15 protein-coding genes are annotated in these 14,996 nt (G+C 38.5%); 13 read left to right on the top strand and 2 right to left on the bottom strand.

Annotated elements, in window-relative coordinates; genetic code table 11:
- The first annotated feature begins 140 nt into the window (after positions 1–140).
- From QNM16_RS04830 to QNM16_RS04810, 5 genes are all read left to right on the top strand, one after another.
- Positions 141–1,931, top strand: coding sequence for a M14 family metallopeptidase (locus QNM16_RS04830; RefSeq protein ID WP_417709333.1), 1,791 nt, complete (start codon positions 141–143; stop codon positions 1,929–1,931).
- Position 1,932: 1 nt separating this feature from the next.
- Positions 1,933–2,574 (top strand): MBL fold metallo-hydrolase, encoded by a 642-nt coding sequence (locus QNM16_RS04825; protein WP_284019443.1) that lies wholly within the window; start codon positions 1,933–1,935, stop codon positions 2,572–2,574.
- A 47-nt stretch (positions 2,575–2,621) separates the two neighbouring features.
- The gene (locus tag QNM16_RS04820) at positions 2,622–3,083 is read left to right on the top strand and encodes an Lrp/AsnC family transcriptional regulator (RefSeq protein WP_023398345.1); all 462 of its coding nucleotides are present in this window, start codon (positions 2,622–2,624) and stop codon (positions 3,081–3,083) included.
- A gap of 112 nt (positions 3,084–3,195) precedes the next feature.
- Positions 3,196–4,752 (top strand): SulP family inorganic anion transporter, encoded by a 1,557-nt coding sequence (locus QNM16_RS04815; protein WP_284019442.1) that lies wholly within the window; start codon positions 3,196–3,198, stop codon positions 4,750–4,752.
- Positions 4,753–4,913: 161 nt separating this feature from the next.
- On the top strand, positions 4,914–5,336 hold the full coding sequence (locus tag QNM16_RS04810) for a cupin domain-containing protein (protein WP_284019441.1): 423 nt from the start codon (positions 4,914–4,916) through the stop codon (positions 5,334–5,336).
- A 25-nt stretch (positions 5,337–5,361) separates the two neighbouring features.
- Here the strand turns inward: QNM16_RS04810 and QNM16_RS04805 are convergent, their stop codons facing one another.
- A complete protein-coding gene (locus QNM16_RS04805) occupies positions 5,362–6,258 on the bottom strand; it encodes a LysR family transcriptional regulator (protein ID WP_284019440.1) in 897 nt (298 codons plus the stop codon).
- Between the two features lie 134 nt (positions 6,259–6,392).
- Between QNM16_RS04805 and QNM16_RS04800 the strand changes: the two genes are divergently transcribed.
- From QNM16_RS04800 to QNM16_RS04785, 4 genes are all read left to right on the top strand, one after another.
- Positions 6,393–6,938 carry a cytochrome b gene (locus tag QNM16_RS04800; RefSeq protein ID WP_284019439.1) on the top strand — a complete coding sequence of 182 codons (546 nt, stop codon included), beginning with the start codon at positions 6,393–6,395 and terminating at the stop codon, positions 6,936–6,938.
- Positions 6,939–6,977: 39 nt separating this feature from the next.
- Positions 6,978–7,553, top strand: coding sequence for a YceI family protein (locus QNM16_RS04795; RefSeq protein WP_284019438.1), 576 nt, complete (start codon positions 6,978–6,980; stop codon positions 7,551–7,553).
- Positions 7,554–7,936: 383 nt separating this feature from the next.
- Positions 7,937–8,407: a DUF6265 family protein gene (locus QNM16_RS04790; protein WP_284019437.1), complete on the top strand. Its 471-nt coding sequence runs from the start codon at positions 7,937–7,939 to the stop codon at positions 8,405–8,407.
- A 706-nt stretch (positions 8,408–9,113) separates the two neighbouring features.
- Complete coding sequence (locus QNM16_RS04785; protein ID WP_284019436.1) at positions 9,114–9,737, top strand: hypothetical protein; 624 nt, start codon at positions 9,114–9,116, stop codon at positions 9,735–9,737.
- 431 nt (positions 9,738–10,168) lie between these two features.
- Here the strand turns inward: QNM16_RS04785 and QNM16_RS04780 are convergent, their stop codons facing one another.
- Positions 10,169–10,747 carry a nucleoside deaminase gene (locus QNM16_RS04780; protein ID WP_284019435.1) on the bottom strand — a complete coding sequence of 193 codons (579 nt, stop codon included), beginning with the start codon at positions 10,745–10,747 and terminating at the stop codon, positions 10,169–10,171.
- A gap of 191 nt (positions 10,748–10,938) precedes the next feature.
- Here QNM16_RS04780 and QNM16_RS04775 point away from each other — a divergent pair, with 191 nt between their 5' ends.
- From QNM16_RS04775 to QNM16_RS04760, 4 genes are all read left to right on the top strand, one after another.
- Positions 10,939–11,244, top strand: coding sequence for a DUF1330 domain-containing protein (locus QNM16_RS04775; RefSeq protein ID WP_284019434.1), 306 nt, complete (start codon positions 10,939–10,941; stop codon positions 11,242–11,244).
- A gap of 227 nt (positions 11,245–11,471) precedes the next feature.
- Entirely contained in the window at positions 11,472–12,497 is a 1,026-nt protein-coding gene (locus QNM16_RS04770) for a DUF2235 domain-containing protein (RefSeq protein WP_284019433.1), read from the top strand.
- Between the two features lie 769 nt (positions 12,498–13,266).
- Complete coding sequence (locus QNM16_RS04765) at positions 13,267–13,491, top strand: hypothetical protein (RefSeq protein WP_284019432.1); 225 nt, start codon at positions 13,267–13,269, stop codon at positions 13,489–13,491.
- Positions 13,492–13,728: 237 nt separating this feature from the next.
- The gene (locus tag QNM16_RS04760) at positions 13,729–14,982 is read left to right on the top strand and encodes an efflux RND transporter periplasmic adaptor subunit (protein WP_284019431.1); all 1,254 of its coding nucleotides are present in this window, start codon (positions 13,729–13,731) and stop codon (positions 14,980–14,982) included.
- Positions 14,983–14,996 lie beyond the last annotated feature (14 nt).

The following is a 14,996-nucleotide window of genomic DNA, read 5'->3' as shown; positions in this document are numbered from 1 at the left end:
GGTTTCGTTAAACTTTCCTTAAGTTGACCGCGTCATTGTGCGGTTAACTGTGAATTTTTGTTGAATCACCGCACATTGTAAGCCGTTAAATAAAATATTGATATAATCAACTTTATACAAAAAAGACACAAAGAATGTTTATGAGTTTAGGTATTGTTCTGCTTTCCGCAACACTTAATTTGAATAGTCATCTCCCTCCTTTGCAGCCATGGCAGGGCCAAAGTGAGCAGCTAATGCAGCAAGAGGGACTTTTAACAACAGACTTTGAGTTAAGTGGCGGATTAAAGTCCCCAAATTACAAACAAGCGAACGCATTTATAAAGCGATTAGTTGCATCAAACCCAACGCAGTTTAAGTCGATTAAAATTGGTACAAGCGATCAAGGAAGAGATATTAATATGCTCTTGGCGGTCGAAGATAGCCAATTTACGCCTGCGATGATGAAAAACAATAATAAGCCAACGGTCTTGATCCAAGCAGGTATTCATGCGGGAGAAATCGATGGTAAAGATGCCATGTTTATGTTGCTTAGAGATATCGCCACAGGAAAGCGCCGCGATATATTGAGCAAGGTGAATATATTGTTTATCCCGATTTTAAATGTCGATGGTCACGAAAGAAGCAGTGAATTTAACCGTATTAATCAACGTGGTCCAATCAACATGGGCTTTAGAACTAATTCGAAAAATTTAAATTTGAATCGCGACTATACCAAATTAGATACGCCGGGTGTGCGCTCGGTCTTGAAAGTGATCAATGATTACGCACCATCGCTATATGTTGATGTACATGTAACGGATGGCGCGGATTACCAATATGACGTGACCTACGGGTTTAACCCCAGCTTTGCGAGTGAATCTCCAGCGATTGCAAAAGTGCTAGAAGAGCACTTTACGCCGATTATTGATAAAAAGCTAACTGAGCAAGGCCATATTCCGGGTCCGCTGGTGTTTGTTATGGACAAACGAAACCTTAAAAAAGGACTAGCTGGTTGGGTTGCCTCGCCAAGGTTTTCAAATGGTTGGGGAGATATAAAAGGACTGCCGACAATTCTAGTTGAGAATCATTCACTAAAGCCATACAAACAGCGTGTATTGGGTACTTACGTATTTATCGATGGTGTGATTGATGCACTGGCACAGCAGTACAAGGCGCTAGATAAGGCAATCGAAACGGAAAAGCACAACCACCCAACAAAGCTAGTTGTTGCTAGAAGTTACAGCCAAGAAGCGGATTACATTAGTTTTAAAGGGATTAAATATAAAAGCTTTGAAAGTGCTTTGTCTGGGCATCAAGAAGTGAAGTACCTTGGTGAACCAATTCAATATGACAAGCTTCCAGTTTATTGGCAAAAAGACGTTAAGTTGACGGTTAATGTACCTGATGCATTTTATATCCCACCAGAGTATTCAACTTTGGTTGAAAAACTCGTTTTACATGGTGTAGAAGTTGAAAAACTTGCTGCAGATGCCTCAATGGCAGGGTTGACTCAGCTTAAAGTTGACAAGCATACTTTCGCAAAAGTCCCATTTGAAGGGCGTTTTAGAGTTGAGGCATCTTTCAGTTCAACTGTGCTCGAAGATGAAGTTATGCTTGCTGGTTGGACTAAAGTATCAACTAAGCAGGACTATTCTGAATTGGTAACACATTTACTCCATCCGGCTGCGCCAGATTCATTTTTTGCATGGGGAGAGTTCCACAGTATATTTCAACGCACAGAATATGTTGAAAATTATGCACTTGAGCCATATGCTAGGAAGATGTTAAAAGAGAGCCCTAAGCTTGCTTTGGCATTTGATAAAAAGATCCGCGAGGATAAAAAGTTTGCTAAAAGCGATAAACAAAGGCTTGAATGGTTGTATGAAAAAACACCATACTATGATCAAGCTTATTTAAAGTATCCGATTTTAATGTCGTATACGGAGCAGTAACATGAAAGTTTTAACAATACCGGTTACACCGTTTGCGCAAAACTGTCGAGTTATTGCTTGCGACGAAACAGGAAAAGCTGCCATAGTAGATCCCGGTGGGGATGCTGAGAAGATAATTGCATTAGTCAAACAACATAATCTCAGTATCGAATTTATCCTGCTCACACATGGCCACTTAGATCATGTTGGTGCGAGTAAGCTACTAGCCAAAGAGTTCGGTGTAGAGATTATTGGCCCGCATGCAGAAGATAAGTTTTGGCTTGATGGTTTACCCATGCAAGCGCAAATGTTTGGTTTTGCGCCACACGACGCTTTTTTGCCTCATAGATGGTTAGATGAGGGAGATGTTGTTGCGCTGGGTAAGTTGCAATTACAAGTAAGACATTGTCCAGGGCATACACCTGGACATGTGGTTTTTTATGAACCTGCAAGTGCGACAGTACTGGTTGGTGATGTGCTGTTTAAAGGTTCAGTGGGGCGTACTGATTTTCCTAAAGGAGATGCCTCACAACTTAAGCACGCTATTAATACAAAGCTTTTTACTTTAGATGATGAAACTAAAGTAATGAGTGGTCACGGAGAAGATACCACTATAGGGTACGAGAAGCGTAATAACCCATTTATGAGCGGTCGCTTTGGGTAGCGCTACGTGAATAGCGTAAAATTTAACATTAAAATATAAAGAAAAATATGTCATTAAATCAAGTTGATCGTCAGATACTAGCGTTGTTACAGCAAGATGCGAGTTTGTCCACAGCAGAAATTGCAGACAAAGTAGGATTATCGCAATCTCCTTGCTGGAGACGTATCGCCAAATTGGAACAAGATGGATTCATAAAAGGAAAAGTTGCGCTATTAGATGAAAAGCAACTTGGCTTTGATATGTTGGTATACGCCCATGTCAAATTATCCAATCACGGTCGCAGCAACCTTGCTGAATTCGAAAAGCTCATCATGAGTTATGACGAAGTGACTGAGTGCTATACCATGGCCGGTACTATGGACTTTATGCTTAGAATTGTGTCTAAAGGGATTGAAGGTTACGAGCTATTTGTTCGTGATAATTTACTAAATCTTGAGTATGTACAAGAAGTCCACTCCAATGTGACCATGACATGCGTTAAACGCTCAACCGCCTTGCCAATCATATAGTGTCATACAGACATCTCAATTTAACACTATAATGTATCATGTTTGTTAAAAGCGCTGGATTTTGATAGGATCCAGCGCTTTTCTGTCGTAGTAAAAACACTTGGGGATATAAATGTTTAATCTTATAGGCAAAGCGCCAAGCTCTGCTAAGAACGACGTGCTTTCTGGTTTAACCGTTGCATTAGCATTGGTGCCAGAAGCGGTCGCATTCGCATTTGTTGCACAAGTCGACCCACTGGTTGGTTTGTATGCAGCATTTATCGTTGGATTGATAACGTCAATTTTTGGTGGTCGTCCAGGAATGATTTCAGGTGCAACTGGTGCACTTGCAGTAGTTATGGTAAGCCTTGTGGTTGAACATGGCGTTGAATACCTCTTCGCCACCGTATTACTAATGGGTATTTTACAAATATTGGCCGGTATATTTAAGTTAGGCAAGTTTATCCGAATGGTGCCGCATCCGGTTATGCTTGGCTTTGTAAATGGTTTGGCCATTGTTATTTTCTTAGCGCAATTAGGCCAGTTTAAAGTCATGGACGAGTCAGGTACTCTTCAGTGGATGCAAGGCTCAGAGCTGTATATCATGGCGGGTTTAGTTGCATTAACTATGGCCATTATTCATTTCTTGCCAAAGCTGACAACGGCTGTACCATCGAGCTTAGCAGCTATTCTAGTGGTGACGGGTATTGTAATTGGCTTTGATTTAGATGCGCGCAATGTACTTGATTACCTTAAAGATATGAGCGGCAATGTAGATGCGACAATTGCGGGTGGTTTCCCTGCATTCCATATCCCAGACGTACCTTGGAACCTTGAAACGCTTAAAATCATCTTCCCATATGCACTTATCTTGGCTGCTATCGGCTTAATAGAATCACTACTGACATTAACACTGATTGACGAAATCACAGAAACTCGTGGTAACAGTAACCGTGAATGTGTTGGCCAAGGTGCTGCAAACGTAACGTGTGGTGTGTTTGGTGCGATGGGTGGTTGTGCGATGATTGGTCAGTCTATGATCAATATTAATTCAGGTGGTCGCAGCCGATTATCTGGCATTACTGCAGCTTTATTATTACTGGGATTCATTTTATTTGCGGCAAGCTTAATCGAAATGATCCCATTGGCAGCACTAGTCGGGGTGATGTTTATGGTTGTACTTGGCACATTTGAATGGTCAAGCTTCCGTTTAATGAAGCGTATCCCTAAGAGTGACGCGTTTGTGATTGTGTTGGTATCTGGTGTGACTGTGATCACGGACCTTGCAATTGCGGTATGTGTTGGTGTGATTGTCTCTGCGCTTGTATTTGCTTGGGAGCACGCGAAGCACATTTACACAAATAACTATATCGATGACGAAGGCTCTAAAGTATACGAGTTACACGGCCCATTATTCTTCGGCTCAGTGAAAAACTTCGCAGAATTGTTTGATGTTGCTAACGATCCAGATGATGTGATTGTTGAATTCAAGCATAGTCGCGTTGCAGATCACAGTGCTATTGAAGCCATCGATGCGCTAGCTGAGAAATACACTAAAGCAGGTAAAAAACTGCACTTACGTCACTTAAGTGAGGACTGTAAGCAGTTACTTGATAACGCATCAGATTTGGTTGAAATCAACGTGATTGAAGACCCTAAATACAAAGTAGCTTCAGACAAGCTAGCCTAAGTATTAATGAATTAGATAAGCCCGCTCAATGCGGGCTTTTTTATTGTTACTACATTACTATCTCGGCACTTTATGTATTGGATGACCTTTACCAATACACGTATACATGTTTGCAGCAATGATCTAAAGTAGCCTGTAATTAAATCTTAAAAGCACAAACCATGAAAACAAAACTTGTACTCTCCATAATTGCTATGACTTGTTTGCTCAGTAGCAATGCTATTGCTGGTAGTAATACAGTGGCGGTAAAAACCTTAACAAAAACATCGCAAAGCTGGGATGGCACACCTTTACCTGCATATCCTCAAGGCAAACCTGAAATTACACTGCTAGATATTCATATTCCAGCGGGCACTGAGCTGCCGCTGCACCTTCACCCAGTCATTAATGCGGGGGTAGTGTTATCTGGTGAGTTACATGTTACTAAGCAAACTGGCGAACAGCTCATTTTAAAATCAGGAGAGCCTATTGTTGAGCTTGTAAACCAGTGGCATAAGGGCAAAGCGGTAGGGAAAGAAGATGTACGAATCATAGTGTTTTATGCTGGTGAGCAGGGTAAAGATATTACGGTGAAAAAACACTAACGATACTCTTTGAAAAGCGAAGCACTTATACCATTGATAAGTGCTGAGTGTGCTCAACTAAATACTCATAAAGTGCACGTATTTTTGCATTTTGCTTGAGATCCTTGTGGTAAGTATACCAAAGGGCGCCAACGTTCTCTGTACAAAGGAGCGGGCAGCCATCTAACCTCACTAAATTTGGATACTTAATGGCATCATTCTCAGAGAGTGGCCCTATGCCCATGCCGCTGATAACAGCCGACTGTATATCCGAAAATTGATTGCTAGTGTAGACAATGCTGTCGTTCTTTAAGTGTTTGATCACTTGATTGATAAACGGAATATGATGTTTTGAACTATCGGGCATTAGCCAATGGAATCGATTAAACTCACCTTCGCTTTGCGGTAAGCCATATTCTGACATGTACTCTTTGGATGCAAAGTAAGACATTTTTAATGAAATCACATGCTTGGCTATTAAATCAGGTTCTTTTGGCTCAGGGCCTGCCCGTAATGAAACATGAATATTGCCACTTTGCGGCGGGATAACTTCATCGGTGGCCAGTAGCTCTATCCTGACTTTTGGGTATTGCTTTCTGAACTGCTGCATTGCTGGTACTAGCAAGGGAGAGTAAGAGGTCACGGTTGTGATGCGAATTTTGCCACTAAAATCTTGTTGAATGCTCTGGAGAGTGTCTTCCAAAGCGATAAACTGGGTGTTTAGATCTTCGAGAGTTTCACTCATTATCTGGCCAGCATCCGTAAGCTGGTATCCTCTTTGATGGCGGATAAACAAATTCACATTGAGTGCGTCTTCCAAACGATTGATATGTCGTAATACGGTTGTATGGTTACACTTTAAAATAGTCGCAGCTTTTGCAAGCGAGCCTGCCTTTGCAACGGTATGGGCAACTTTAAAATCATCCCAATTCAATTTCTGCATAAATATAATATTTTTCACTTCGTCTAGATCTTAAGTATATATTTTTTTGCACAATAGTTCTTTAGTTTGTGCACTACTCAATGTTACTTATGCGCGGTAATCTAGTCTCAGTTTTCTAAATGTGTAGGTTTCATATGCTAAAAAATAGCGAGCAGGGTTATGGTTGGGTAAGCATCGCCGTGCATTGGCTCATGGCCGTGGCCATCTTTTTCATGTTTGGTCTTGGATTGTACATGGTCGAGTTAACCTATTATGACGCTTGGTATAAAGGGTCATTAGATTTACATAAATCACTGGGCATCATATTGATGGGAATATGGTTATTTAGGTTGGCGTGGCGACAGTTAAATATAAAACCAAAAGCGTTACCCGGACCAAAGTTAGAGCAGATTGCTGCGCGAGTAGGGCATCAGCTTTTATATATTTTGATGTTACTTCTTTTACTCAGTGGTTATTTTATCTCAACTGCGGATGGAAGGCCGATAAGCGTATTTGAGCTGTTTGAAATTCCAGCATTGCCTTGGTCTTTTGACAACCAAGAAGACATTGTGGGCGATATACATTTTTGGCTTGCATGGAGTTTAATCGGATTTGTGGCTGTGCACATGTTAGCAGCGCTGAAACATCAATTTATCAATAAAGACGGCGGCTTAAGTCGTATTTTAAAAACATCAAAATAACGTATTTTAAATTATTAATAGAATATTTAAGGGCAGATTATGAAAAAGGGTATCGTGAGTGCGGTGTTAGCAACAGGCTTATTAATGGCTGGAACAGCGAACGCTGCAGAGTACAAAGTAGATAAAGCCGGTGCACATGCATTTATCAACTTTAAAATTAAGCACCTAGGCTACAGCTGGCTAACAGGTCGGTTCAATGATTTTGATGGTAAATTTAGCTATGACAAAAACAAGCCAAATGAGTCTAAAATCGATATTGTGATCAACACAGCAAGTATTGACTCAAACCATGCAGAGCGTGATAAGCATTTACGTGGAAAAGATTTTTTGAACGTAAAAAAATTTCCAAAAGCAACCTTTGAAAGCACCAAGTATGAGCAAGTAAATGACAAAGAAGCTAAGTTAACAGGCTTGCTAGAGCTTAACGGTGTAAAAAGAACGATTACATTTCCAGTTGAAAAAATTGGCGAAGGACAAGACCCTTGGGGTGGTTATCGTGTTGGCTTTTCTGGCGAAACATCATTAAAACTAAAAGACTTTGGTATTGATTATAACTTAGGTCCAGCCTCAACACATGTGACGCTTGAATTACATATTGAAGGTATTCGCCTCTAAGCTTTAAGTGCATTTGGATAAGTTGGGCCAGTTGATTTAAACAAGTAGTCACAGCCCAGCCCAAAAATGACAGAGCCTCAGCCAAAAGCTGGGGCTTTTTATATGTCAATGAGGCATTTTTGCAGGCGGCTTTGGTGATGAAGTTGTGGCTTTTGACGCGTATCTATATTTACCTTATAAAAATGCTTGGCTTGTTTATTCGATTGTCACAAGGATAAAAAGATAATTTCGTAATATGCAGCATTATAAAAAGTTCACTTATTTAAGCTGGAAAATCATGGTAAAACATCTGAGTTGTGCTTTCATTTAACTATGCACTTAAATGTTTGTACTTTGAGCGCCTTGCTCATTATTTGCTACAAGAGTTAAAAGGAGTTTGTTTAATGTATAAGTTAGCATATCTAATCGCAATATGTGCTGTTTTTAATACACAGGTACAGGCTAATACTTGTGACTCGCTTGCATCACTCACTTGGCTTATTGGTGATTGGAGTTCGAAAAATAGTAAGCTTAAAATTAACGAGTCATGGAAAAAGATCAGCAATAAAACATTTGAGGGTTCAGGCTATACCTTCTCAATAAAAAAGAACAAAACAGTCAGTGCTGAAACTTTACGGCTAGTTGAAATGTCAGGAGAAATATTTTATGTAGCAAAAGTTGCGAGTAATAGTTTGCCTGTTGCATTTAAATTGACTAGTTGCACAGCCGAGACTGCTGTATTTGAGAATTTTGAGCATGATTTTCCCAAACAATTGACTTACCAACTTAAAAGTGAAAATCAGATCACCGTTGCGGTCACAGGAGAAAACGATAAGGGCTTCTCTATTAAGTTTACTCGCGAAATCTCGAAGTGATAACCTGAAGCACTGCCAAGAGGACCATCTAATTGAGTAGAATAAATCTAATGTTAGAATTAAAGCTAAACACTATTTTTGACTTCAAAGCTGATGCTAATTTATGTTATGAGTGCTGATTTTCGCTATTTAATATTTAAGTCTATTTTGCTAAACCACGGTCAGTAAATCACTCCACCTAAAACCGACGTATGTCTGAATGTCATGTTGTTGAATGGAATCAAGTTGCACTCTATTTATCTGTTTACAACACCATATTTTATTTAATGCCTATTTTTCTTGCATCCATAACTTGATCTAAAAGATGAAACATACTTTACAAATTAAATAAATTATAAGTGATTGAAAAAATTGTATTTTAATGGGGTTTCTTTATAAATTATGCATTTTTATAGTGATTGGGTAAATTAATTTTTCCTACTTACTATAAATCTTATAAAGAATAATTAATTTAAAAATCAGTAAACTTTAACATTTTCAGGGTTTCAATGTTATCAAATGTTATATTTAAAAATTAAAAAATCATAATCCATTGTTATCCAAGCTTTAATTTTAGCTTTAGAAAGTAGCATTGTTATATTTTACCTTTTTTTAAGTATCTGGTTTGTAATGTTTATTTCTGTTTGTTAGTGTGATTTTCAACCACTGCTTGGTGGGATAATTAAAATAATAAATTTAGAATATCGTTTAATTAATAAGGTTAATTATGAATTTACTATCAAAGGTAGCTATTGCTTCTTTAAGTATTTTGTCTACTAGCGTCTTTGCTGCTGGAGACCAAAAGGTCAACTGTAAAACAACGACAGTACAAACTCCATATTGGTACGGTTGGGCTAGCTGCCATGCTTCTGGTGAGTTCCTCCATCAGCATATAAGCCAGCATCATTCTCAGTGGATAACATTAACAGAGACAAAGTATGAGAATGGCAACTGGACAACTTATCGATGTGATACAACATTACCTAATAAAGGGTATAACACGAGTTCAAGAGAGTCATGCCAGTATACTCCAAAAGCGAATATTACAGAGCATTTGGTAGAATCACATTATGACCGACATTCAGGAATAACATACTATGAAGCGGATGTTATTGTTGCTGATTTCAATTACAGTGACCGCGATGGGCATGTGCAAAAGGTTGAGAAGTGGGTTAATGGAGTTAGCACGAGCCGTGGACATGTAGATATCCGTACAACAAGCACTGTTAAACTAAGAGTGACAGATAATGATGGTAATGTCACTGAGACTACTAGAACGCTAAGCCCACCTATGATCCAGCAATGTCGCCGCGGAGACATGTTGATCATATGTGATGATAACTTCCTATAATATGTGACTGATACTTGTCTACTAGCAATAAATCCAAGGTGGATAAGGTAATTTAAATCACAAAAAATACTGAACTACGCAGTCAGAAGGTGTAGTTCTTTTTGCATTAAAGGCATTAATATACTTAAAATCAGTTAGCTTGATTGAGAGTAACCACTAATCATATTCGCATGCGTTTATTCGCTTGATGTTTCAGTTGCTATTGTTCATATGCGTAAGCTGTTAGGGTAGGTTACGAGGAATCGATAAATTATTAGAGTTTACTTTTCCGTTAAGCCTAAAGCCGTAATTTGTAAATCACGGCTTGTAACAAATGGGTTTTATGGTGTTAGTAATATCTTCTGCGTGATTGAATATTGAGGTAATGAAGAGTGTATTAACCACCCGATCACGAGCGATTAATACACATAGCCTTATCACCTAAATGTAAACTAAGACTTTGAAACAGCGGCGAGACCTTGCCAATCCTCTAAATCTTGCTCTGGTTTTTCTTGCCTAAATTGAGCGTATTGCTTTACACCCAGCTCGTCCTCAAGAATATCGACATTAATACCTTTTTCTTTCAATAATACTTCGTTTCCACAGGCATTGGTGACATCACCAACTACAACACGTTGAAAGCCGCGCATGTAAAGCAATGTCGCGCACACATCGCAAGGGCTTAGACTGGTGTAAAGCGTGGTTTGTGAAAAATCAATTCTGCCAGCGTCTCGAATTGCTGATGTTTCCCCATGGTTATAAGGGTGAGATTCTTGAACCAACGTATTGTGACCCTTACCTACAATTTGTTTGGTTGCATTGTTGACGATCACGGCACCTATCGGGCAACCACCTTCGTCATAACTCTTTTTAGCAAGTAATACGGCGATCCTCATGTAGTCAGCATCACTTAGTTTTTGATTAAATGCATCATTAGTGACGGTTGTTAAGCTTAAAGTGGGCATATGAGCGATAATGTTGAGGTGAGTGTCGGTTATATCAGTATTGCCATTGAATAGAGGTTGGATCATGAGTTTATCCATTAAATTACAACTAACTATTATATAAAAGAACAATAAGGAGCAATTGTGAAGTAAGGAGATAAATTAAATGCTAAAAGTCAGTAAGAAAAGGTTGCTACAAATTTCATCTTTATTGGGCTTGTATTGCAAAGCGGCTTATTTCAATATGGGTAAGTGTATAAATAATAAAGGAATGCAAAATGGCGAAATATGAAATGCTAGTCGGCTTAGAAGTATTAGATGACGTTGCGTACAGTGAATACCGTGTAGCTATGAAGCCTATTTTGGAAGAGAAGGGTGGTGAATTTAGGTATGATTTTCGCATTTCAGAGGTACTTAAAAGCGAAGTCGGGGAGTGCATTAATCGTATATTTACACTGCGGTTTCCGAGTAAACATATCATGACTTCTTTTTTTGATGACCCTCGGTATCAAGCTGTTAAATTAAAATATTTTTTACCTTCTGTCGGGAACTTCACAATTATAAGTGAATATGAAGTTGATTAGCTTTATTTCTGAGTATTCAATAAGGGTAGATTAAAGAACCAATTGGCTAAGTTTCCTCTATTCAGCATGGTTGTTAAAAGCAAAGATTAGGGTAAGTGATTTTTGGTGGCTAAAAAGTAGCCTTTTATTTACTTTTATTTAAAGTAAAAGTGGAGTTTGCCCTTTTTAATACAAGAATTTAATTGTATCTTACCGTCAACTTTAATCATGCTGATTTACAAGGATAAATGATGAAAAGATTGGTGTTGTGTATGGATGGTACTTGGAATAAACCTACGCAATATGATCGAGGAAAAAGAAAGCCAACTAATGTGGTTAAACTTGCTAGAGGAGTTGACCCTGTATGCCCTGATGGTGTGCACCAAGTTGTCTATTACAGCGAAGGTGTAGGCACTCATTGGGGGATGGATAAAATTTTAGGTGGCGGTTTTGGTCTAGGGTTGTCGCAAAATGTATTGCGAGCTTATCAATTTTTGGTTTTGAACTATCAACCAGGTGATGAGATATATGGATTTGGTTTTAGTCGCGGTGCTTATACTATTCGTAGCGTAATTGGATTAATTAATAAAATAGGTCTATTACCCAAAGATCACGCTTTTTATATGCCTGAGGCGTATAGGCTGTACCGAAATACAGCGTCTGAAAGTGAAGTTTCAAAATTCAAGACAGAACATAATTGCACTGATGTGTCCATTAAGTTTGTCGGTGTGTGGGATACTGTGGGTGCTTTAGGTGTCCCTTTTGATTTTGACTTTATTAACGGCCGATATCAGTTTCACGATATAAGTTTGACCGAAAATATCGAGCATGCTTATCATGCCTTAGCAATTGATGAAAAACGAGGGCCATTTAAACCTGCAATCTGGACATTACCTGAAGGTTCAAAGCAAACATTAGAACAGAAATGGTTTGCTGGTAGTCATAGCAATGTAGGCGGTGGCTATTCACAAGATGGCTTAGCGAATATCTCGTTGCATTGGATAAAAGATTGCGCCAAAGCGCACGGTTTAATCTTCAATGAGAAATTTTTGTCGTATTATCGACCTTTTCATTTAGATGAATATCGAGACTCGATGAGTTGGCTCTATAAAATTACAGAGCGTGTTCGTAAACTCGGTGTCGGAAAGCGTACTAATGAATCATTGCATGAAAGCGTGTATAAACGCATTTCTGACAGCGATAATTATCAACCACAAAATGCCATGGAGTTTATGGAGAAGCTCGAGGACAAGCGGGTTGAAAAGCTAAACTAGTTAAATGTGTTCTATGCCATACCAAGCAAACGTTGAGTTGTACGAAATTAATGATCAGGTTTTATGGGAAAAAACCTGATTGTTCGTTAATGATTAACATATTGTTGAGTGCAAAAGAAATTGCGTCAGCCCATCTAAATGAACAGAGTAAGTCGATTTCTTATGTTTTAGCGCCAGCATGTTTTGTTTTGCTCTTGAAACTCTATCTCACATTTATGTTTGTAAGGTGCGCAGGCTCGATAGTTTTTTCGACTTTTTGAGTCTGTTCTGTTTCTTTTTTATTATCGATAGATGTTATTATTTTAAATAACGATTGATTGTTAAAGCACTCCATTAAAACTATTACAAATAGTTCATTGTCAAAACCGTTTTTAGAACGGTATTCCACCAAGATTTATGAAGTCTGAAAATTATTTCATAAAGACATGGATATGTCATAGCTAGCTAAAAAAGTATTATTGCATAAATGGTTAGTCCGTCGTTAGTTGTAGATTTATTTATATTATCTATGAATATCAATGGATTGGGTTTTTATTTAATCGCTGTCCAAGGGCTGTGAATATAAAGTCTATTATTACAAATCAGGTCTTTTTTAACTCAGTAAATTATATTTAATATTTAAATTTTCATGATGAGATTTTTACATGGATAGAATTAAATATTTTGTTTGTTAATGTTTTTATAATGTGAATATAGTGTTTGTGGCTTTTGGCCAAAAAGCTATTCATGACAGTTTTTACCTTAAACAAACAAATAAAGGAAATTAATTATGTTAAATAAAATATTACTTACTTCACTTGTTTTACTATCCATCGGAAACATAGAAGTAATACAAGCTCAGCCAAGTATGGCTGCTGATCATGCTCGCGTTTCATGCAATAGCCCAAGAATTGGCAATAGTTGGAGTGTTTTTGTGTCTGGTAACAGCCAAATTGACCACTATGTAAGAAAGTGTATTTATCAAGGCGGTGGCCCGAGCGTTGTTAGATATTAAACACAAACTTTTATAATTTATTGAGTATCTTAGTGCAATGTGAGTTTAACAAACATAGTGACTCATATTGCACCTTTGAGTATTTCATCTGCTTCAACACCAGTCCCACTATTGAATAAAGATTCCCAGAAGTGGGAATTTTGGTAATCCATTAAAAACAAAAGTTCAATTAAAACAATCGATTAAATTTGGCATGTAATTAGCTCTAGTAATTAAAAATAGTTACAGAGATTGAGTATGGATATTAAAGACTCGCTTGCTAAAAATAATAAAAAAAATTCTCATTTTAAAAAGGTTGCGATAGGTCTGTCTGGCTGTATTGCATTAACTATGCTGGCATTTACTGAGCTTGATGACAAAAAGCTAGATACGCAAAGTTTGGTCTTCGCAGAAGTACAAAGCGGAAAACTGAATTTAGCGGTATCAGGTTATGGTGTACTGCGCTCTAAGCAAAGTAGATTCATCACAGCAAGTCACCGAAGCCAAGTAGAAGATATTTTTTATCTACCTGGCAGTCGCGTGCGCTCCGATACTATCATTATGCGATTGTCTAATACGGAATTAGTTCAGTCTTTGAATCGTAGCAGACTTGCACTTGCCAGACAAAAAGCCAGTTTTGAAGCATTAAAACTGAGTCAACATAACGCCTTATTAACTCAACAAGGCCAGATTACATTGCTTAAAAGTGAACTGGCTAATGCTCAGATCCGTGAAGAGGCAGAAGCTAAATTAATTGCAACAGGAATTGTATCAGCACTTGATCACAAACGTTCACAGCTAGAAGTGAGGCAGCTAACTGAGCGAGTTAGCCTAGCTGAGCTACAATTTAAGCAAACTGAAGCACTACACGCACAAAGATTGCAAATAGAGCAAGAACTAATGCGTGAAGTTGAGCTGAGTTTTAAGGCTGCACAAGCAGATGTTGACAAACTACAAGTGCGTGCTGGCATAGATGGCATGCTTCAAGAAGTGAACGTAGAACAAGGCCAATCAGTGCAATTGGGCTCGGCTTTGGCATTGGTGGGCAGTGAATCATCTCTGTTAGCGGACCTTCAGGTTCCAGAAAAACAAGCCAGTAGAGTTCAAGAAGGGCAAACTGGCATCATCAATACGTTTAGTGGTGAAGTAGAAGCACGTGTCAATCGTATCGATCCTGTTGTCAGGGATGGACGAATTGCTATTGAATTAGAATTAACAGGTCCTTTGCCAGACAATGCAAGACCTTCGCTGACGATTGAAGGCCAAATCATAACAGATATCAAGTCCAATGCGCTTTCTTTAAAAAGACCAAGCTATATTTCAGCACAAAGTAATTCATCCTTATTTGTCCTTGATTTAAATACAAGTCAATTGATTAAAACCCCTATAGAGTTTGGTACACTCGCCGGTAGCGCCATCGAAATTCGATCAGGTGTACAAGCCGGCGAGCAAGTTGTGATCTCGGATATGTCCGATTTCAAGCATCTCGAAAAAATAACAATAACGCAATAATCATAAGGAAACAC

Source organism: Pseudoalteromonas umbrosa (assembly GCF_030125375.1).
Classification (GTDB): domain Bacteria; phylum Pseudomonadota; class Gammaproteobacteria; order Enterobacterales; family Alteromonadaceae; genus Pseudoalteromonas; species Pseudoalteromonas umbrosa.
The sequence above is the reverse complement of the archived record's forward strand: the minus strand, read 5'-3'. Positions and strand labels throughout refer to the sequence as shown.

What these genes read in the sequence shown, in the direction of transcription:
- QNM16_RS04830 (WP_417709333.1), top strand. Translation starts at nt 141, where the DNA reads ATGAGTTTAGGTATTGTTCTGCTTTCCGCAACACTTAATTTGAATAGT.
- QNM16_RS04825 (WP_284019443.1), top strand. Translation starts at nt 1,933, where the DNA reads ATGAAAGTTTTAACAATACCGGTTACACCGTTTGCGCAAAACTGTCGA.
- QNM16_RS04820 (WP_023398345.1), top strand. Translation starts at nt 2,622, where the DNA reads ATGTCATTAAATCAAGTTGATCGTCAGATACTAGCGTTGTTACAGCAA.
- QNM16_RS04815 (WP_284019442.1), top strand. Translation starts at nt 3,196, where the DNA reads ATGTTTAATCTTATAGGCAAAGCGCCAAGCTCTGCTAAGAACGACGTG.
- QNM16_RS04810 (WP_284019441.1), top strand. Translation starts at nt 4,914, where the DNA reads ATGAAAACAAAACTTGTACTCTCCATAATTGCTATGACTTGTTTGCTC.
- QNM16_RS04805 (WP_284019440.1), bottom strand. Translation starts at nt 6,258, where the DNA reads ATGCAGAAATTGAATTGGGATGATTTTAAAGTTGCCCATACCGTTGCA.
- QNM16_RS04800 (WP_284019439.1), top strand. Translation starts at nt 6,393, where the DNA reads ATGCTAAAAAATAGCGAGCAGGGTTATGGTTGGGTAAGCATCGCCGTG.
- QNM16_RS04795 (WP_284019438.1), top strand. Translation starts at nt 6,978, where the DNA reads ATGAAAAAGGGTATCGTGAGTGCGGTGTTAGCAACAGGCTTATTAATG.
- QNM16_RS04790 (WP_284019437.1), top strand. Translation starts at nt 7,937, where the DNA reads ATGTATAAGTTAGCATATCTAATCGCAATATGTGCTGTTTTTAATACA.
- QNM16_RS04785 (WP_284019436.1), top strand. Translation starts at nt 9,114, where the DNA reads ATGAATTTACTATCAAAGGTAGCTATTGCTTCTTTAAGTATTTTGTCT.
- QNM16_RS04780 (WP_284019435.1), bottom strand. Translation starts at nt 10,747, where the DNA reads ATGATCCAACCTCTATTCAATGGCAATACTGATATAACCGACACTCAC.
- QNM16_RS04775 (WP_284019434.1), top strand. Translation starts at nt 10,939, where the DNA reads ATGGCGAAATATGAAATGCTAGTCGGCTTAGAAGTATTAGATGACGTT.
- QNM16_RS04770 (WP_284019433.1), top strand. Translation starts at nt 11,472, where the DNA reads ATGATGAAAAGATTGGTGTTGTGTATGGATGGTACTTGGAATAAACCT.
- QNM16_RS04765 (WP_284019432.1), top strand. Translation starts at nt 13,267, where the DNA reads ATGTTAAATAAAATATTACTTACTTCACTTGTTTTACTATCCATCGGA.
- QNM16_RS04760 (WP_284019431.1), top strand. Translation starts at nt 13,729, where the DNA reads ATGGATATTAAAGACTCGCTTGCTAAAAATAATAAAAAAAATTCTCAT.